The 425-nt window shown below is 64.9% G+C and carries 1 protein-coding gene; it reads right to left on the reverse strand.

The window, feature by feature from the left end:
• The coding region (locus tag AC507J_RS32355) for a beta-ketoacyl synthase N-terminal-like domain-containing protein (RefSeq protein WP_496294374.1) at positions 1 to 425 on the reverse strand (425 nt) is incomplete at both ends.

Genomic DNA, 425 nt, shown 5'->3' on the forward strand with positions numbered 1-425 from the left:
ACCACCGCCCACACCCGACGCCCCGCCGCCACCGCATCCGACAACCGCTCCAACACCAACACCCCCACACCCTCCGACCAACCCGTACCATCCGCCGCACCCGCAAACGACTTACACCGACCATCGGCGGCCAACCCACCCTGACGCGAAAACTCCACAAACGTCTCCGGCGTCGCCATCACCGTCACCCCACCCGCCAACGCCAACGAACAATCCCCCGCCAACAACCCCCGCACCGCCCAATGCACCGCCACCAACGACGACGAACACGCCGTATCCACCGACACCGCCGGACCCTCCAACCCCAACGCATACGCCACCCGACCCGACACCACCGAACCCGTCGAACCCGAACCCAAATAATCGTGATACATCACCCCCGCAAACACACCAGTCGACGAACCCCGCAACCCCAACGGATCAAA

The organism is Micromonospora sp. PRAS1, assembly GCF_059553435.1.